Annotated in this window: 7 protein-coding genes; 5 read left to right on the forward strand and 2 right to left on the reverse strand. The window is 71.2% G+C overall.

Annotation, left to right across the window (positions count from 1 at the left end; translation table 11 throughout):
* Positions 1-134: 134 nt before the first annotated feature.
* Both CCN72_RS34155 and CCN72_RS34160 read right to left on the reverse strand, forming a co-directional pair.
* A complete protein-coding gene (locus CCN72_RS34155) occupies positions 135-533 on the reverse strand; it encodes a MarR family winged helix-turn-helix transcriptional regulator (protein ID WP_086812197.1) in 399 nt (132 codons plus the stop codon).
* A gap of 43 nt (positions 534-576) precedes the next feature.
* On the reverse strand, positions 577-933 hold the full coding sequence (locus CCN72_RS34160; RefSeq protein WP_085563097.1) for a VOC family protein: 357 nt from the start codon (positions 931-933) through the stop codon (positions 577-579).
* A 296-nt stretch (positions 934-1,229) separates the two neighbouring features.
* On the opposite strand from CCN72_RS34160, the gene crcB (CCN72_RS34165) reads away from it, so the two are divergent.
* The 5 genes from crcB (CCN72_RS34165) to CCN72_RS34185 form a co-directional block, all read left to right on the forward strand.
* Positions 1,230-1,694, forward strand: a complete 465-nt coding sequence (gene crcB / locus CCN72_RS34165; protein ID WP_086812199.1) for a fluoride efflux transporter CrcB — start codon at positions 1,230-1,232, stop codon at positions 1,692-1,694.
* Complete coding sequence (locus CCN72_RS34170; RefSeq protein ID WP_086812201.1) at positions 1,691-2,077, forward strand: DUF190 domain-containing protein; 387 nt, start codon at positions 1,691-1,693, stop codon at positions 2,075-2,077. Before crcB (CCN72_RS34165) ends, CCN72_RS34170 begins: the two co-directional genes overlap by 4 nt.
* Entirely contained in the window at positions 2,074-2,442 is a 369-nt protein-coding gene (gene crcB / locus CCN72_RS34175; protein WP_086812203.1) for a fluoride efflux transporter CrcB, read from the forward strand. The genes CCN72_RS34170 and crcB (CCN72_RS34175) overlap by 4 nt, the downstream gene beginning before the upstream one ends.
* Before the next feature lie 81 nt (positions 2,443-2,523).
* Positions 2,524-3,360 carry an undecaprenyl-diphosphate phosphatase gene (locus tag CCN72_RS34180; RefSeq protein ID WP_086812205.1) on the forward strand — a complete coding sequence of 279 codons (837 nt, stop codon included), beginning with the start codon at positions 2,524-2,526 and terminating at the stop codon, positions 3,358-3,360.
* A gap of 203 nt (positions 3,361-3,563) precedes the next feature.
* The coding region (locus tag CCN72_RS34185; protein WP_086812207.1) for a FadR/GntR family transcriptional regulator at positions 3,564-4,145 on the forward strand (582 nt) is incomplete at its 3' end.

The following is a 4,145-nucleotide window of genomic DNA, read 5'->3' on the forward strand; positions in this document are numbered from 1 at the left end:
GCCGCGCGGCGTCAGGTGCGTGCTCTCGGGGTGCCGGGCGTAGGCCCTCGTACTGGACGTACTTGGGTCTGCGCCCGGTGCCGCGAGAGTGCGTGCATGGCGTCGCGCGGCAGACGGGAATTGTCAGACAGGCCCTAGCTCTCCGGCTCGGCCAACATCCGTCCGAGGACGGCCCGTTGGACCGGCAACACCTCGGTGTGCAGGGCGCGGCCCTTGGCGGTGAGGGCGACCCAGACGCCCCGGCGGTCCTCGGCGCACACCGAGCGTTCCACCAGGCCGTCCTTCTCCAGCCGGCCGATCAGCCGGGACAGGGCGCTCTGGCTGAGATGCACCCGCCCGACCAGGTTCTGCACCCGGCAGTGGTCGCCCTCGCGGGGTGACTCGGCGGCCAGGATGTCCAGCACCTCGAAGTCGCTGGCGCCCAGCCCGTAGGGGTGCAGCGCACGGTCGATCTCGCACATCGTGCGCGCGTGCACGGCGAGGATGTCCCGCCAGCGTTCCTCGAGCCGGGCATCGGCCGATTTCACTGCCATACCGGCACCGTAGCACCGATCCAGCCACTCGTTGAGTGTGCAACTACTTTTCGGTGACGGGATCCTGGAGCAGCCCCACCATGTTGCCGTCCGCGTCCTTCACGGAGGCCACGAGCCGGCCGTTGCCGACGTCCCGGGCGTCCTGGACGAGCTCCGCGCCCGCCGCCACCAGCGCCGCCAGCCGCTCCCGCAGATCGGTGACATGCCAGAACGGCACCGGCCCGGTCAGGCCCTGCGCGTGCCCGTTCGGGTCGAGGCCGACGTCCTGGCCCCCGGCCTTGAACCCGATGTAGTACGGCTCGTCGGCGTACGGCTCGACGCCCAGCAGCGCGCCGAACAGGGCCTTGGCCCGCTCCGGGTCCTTGACGGGGTAGATGATCGTCTGCACACCAGCGGTCATGTAACTCACTCCTTGCGAGTCAAAGGGTCAGGGGTACGAGGCCCGACGGGCTCCCCTTCGGTGCTCCCACGCTAGGCCGGGCAGGCCCACGACGGCTTCTCGAATCCTGACCGGTTTCGCCCCCCGGCCCCGGTCGGCCACGGCTGCCGTGCGTCGCCCTCTCCGCCAGAAGAAGAGTGGGTGAACGCTTCGGCGGACGGACCACGCCATGGCCGGGGCGCCGCCGATCCGGCGGTAATGTGGTGCCCGGCCGTGATCACCCACCGGGGGTCGGCCGAGCAGGAGACGTAAGAACGATGACAACCCCCGAAGCCGACACCCTTCGCGCCCGCCTCGCACCGCACCGGCGGATGCGGTGGCGTGCCCAGGGGCCCATCGTCGCGGTGGTCGCGGCCGGCGGCGCCCTCGGTGCCTGCGGCCGCTACGGACTCAGCCTCGCCTGCCCCACCGCGCCCGACGGCTTCCCCTGGGCGACCTTCTGGACCAACCTCATCGGCTGCGCCGTGATGGGCGTGTTCATGGTGTTCATCACCGAGGTGTGGGCCGCCCACCGCCTCGTCCGCCCCTTCTTCGGCACCGGTGTCCTCGGCGGTTTCACCACCTTCTCCACCTACACCGTCGACATCCGCCGCCTGGTCCAGGCCGGCCACCCCGGGACCGGCCTCGTCTATCTGGTGGCGACGCCCTGCGCGGCCCTCGCGGCGGTGTGGCTCGCCTCGGCCACCGTCCGCCGGGTGCTGACCAGGAGGGAACAGGCATGACCTCGCTCACCGGCCGCGCGCTGCGGCTGACCGTGTACATCGGCGAGGACGACACCTGGCACCACAAGCCCCTCTACAGCGAGATCGTGCACCGCGCGCACGCCGCCGGGCTCGCGGGCGCCAGCGTCTTCCGGGGCATCGAGGGCTACGGCGCCTCCTCCCGCATCCATACCTCCCGACTGCTCTCGCTCAGCGAGGACCTGCCGGTCGCGGTGGTCGTCGTGGACACCGAGGAACGCGTCCGGGCCTTCCTGCCCCAGTTGGACGAACTGGTCCGCGAGGGCCTGGTCACGCTGGACGAGTGCGAGGTCGTACGGTACGTCGGCCGGGCGCCCGGGGCGGACCCCGCCGCGGCCGGCCCGGAAGGTGAGGAACCGTTGTGAACTGGCTGCTCGTCGTGGCCGGAGCCGTGGTCGGCGCGCCCGCGCGCTACCTCACCGACCGCGCCGTGCAGTCCCGGCACGACTCGGTCTTCCCCTGGGGCACCTTCGTGGTGAACGTCGTCGGCAGCCTGATCCTCGGGCTCGTCACCGGCGCCGTCGCCGCCGGGGCCGCGGGACCCCGGCTGCAACTCCTGCTCGGTACCGGTCTGTGCGGGGCGCTGACCACGTACTCGACCTTCTCCTACGAGACCCTGCGGCTGACCGAGGCCGGCTCCGGTCTCTACGCTTCGGTGAACGTCGTCGCCGGTGTGGCGGCCGGGCTGGCCGCGGCCTTCGCCGGGTACTGGCTCGCCGGCGCTGTGTAGACCCGGGCGCTTGGCACCCCGCCCGGCGCGGCAAGTACTGTCTACAACACTGTCGACCTACTCTCCTCAGAACTGGATCCCATGAGCGCCATCTCTGTCGGTCAGGCCGTCGTCCTCGGAGTCGTCGAGGGGGTGACCGAGTTCCTCCCCGTGTCCTCCACCGGCCACCTCAAGATCGCCGAGGGGCTCATGGACATCCCCGTCGACGACAAGTCCGTCGTCGGGTTCTCCGCCGTCATCCAGGTCGGCGCCATCGCCGCCGTGCTCGTGTACTTCTTCAAGGACATCAAGCGGATCGTTTCGGCCTGGTTCCGCGGTCTGACCAACCGCGAGGAGCGCTACCACCACGACTACAAGTTCGCCTGGTGGGTGATCGCCGCGACGATCCCGATCGTCCTGGTGGGCCTTGCCGCGAAGCCGCTGATCGACGGGCCGCTGGCCTCGCTGTGGGTGGTGGCGGGTTCGCTGATCGTCGGCTCCGGTGTGATGTGGTGCGCGGACCAGATGGGCCGCCACAAGCGCGGTGAGGACGACACGTCCTTCAAGGACGCGATGTGGGTGGGCTGCTCCCAGATCCTCGCCCTGCTCTTCCCCGGCTTCTCCCGCTCCGGCGCCACCATGTCCACCGCGCTCGTCCTGGACCTGGACCGCGTCGCCGCGACCCGTCTCTCCTTCTTCCTCGGCATCCCCGCGCTGACCGGCGCCGGCATCTACGAGCTGAAGGACGCCCTGGGCGCGGGCGTGGGCGCCGCCCCGCTGGCCGTCGGCACCCTCGTCTCCTTCATCGTGGCCTACGCCTCGATCGCCTGGCTGCTGAAGTTCGTCGCCAAGCACTCCTTCAACGCCTTCGTGATCTACCGCATCATCATCGGGCTGGGCCTGATCGGCCTGCTCGCCACCGGTGCGCTCAACGCCTGAGCCGCGACCTCCCGGCCACCCCACGGGGTGCGGCGGCCCGAAGACGGGCGCCGCACCCCGTGCGCGTTTCGCGACGCCTTCAGCGGCCCGGGCGCGGGTGTGGACCGGCCGCCTTGACAGAGCGGGCGGGCAGCGCGCAGGATCGGCCCGTGAACCTGTCAGACAGCCAGACAGGTGGTATCGGTCCGCGGCGCGTGAGCGCGATGGAAGCGGTCCTCGGCCACCTCCGCGGCGCCATCGAACGCGGCGACTACGCCATCGGCGACAAGCTGCCCTCCGAGGCCGAGCTGGGCCGCACCCTGGAGGTCTCCCGGCCCGTGCTGCGCGAGGCACTGCGCGCGCTCCAGGCGATGGGCCTCACGGTCTCCCGGACCGGCAAGGGCACCTTCGTCGTCGCCAACGCCGTGGAGGACCCCACCTTCGGCGACTACGCGGCCAGCGACCTGCTGGAGGTCCGCCGGCACATCGAGATCCCGGTCGCCGGCTACGCGGCCCTGCGCCGCACCCCCGACCACCTGGACCGGCTGGCCCATCTGCTGGACCGCATGGAACGGGAGACGGACACCACCGCCTGGGTCGCGATGGACACCCTCTTCCACCTCACCGTCGCCGAGGCCGCCCAGAACCCGGTCTTCCGCAGGGTCATCGAGGAGATCCGCGACGCCCTGGCGCGCCAGTCGGCCTTCCTCAACGAGCTGGGCGGCCGTCGCGAGCAGTCCAACCGCGAGCACCGCGCCATCGTCGAAGCACTCGTCAACGGCTCCGAGCACGACGCCCTCGCGGCC

The organism is Streptomyces murinus (genome assembly GCF_002154555.1).
Lineage (GTDB): Bacteria > Actinomycetota > Actinomycetes > Streptomycetales > Streptomycetaceae > Streptomyces > Streptomyces murinus.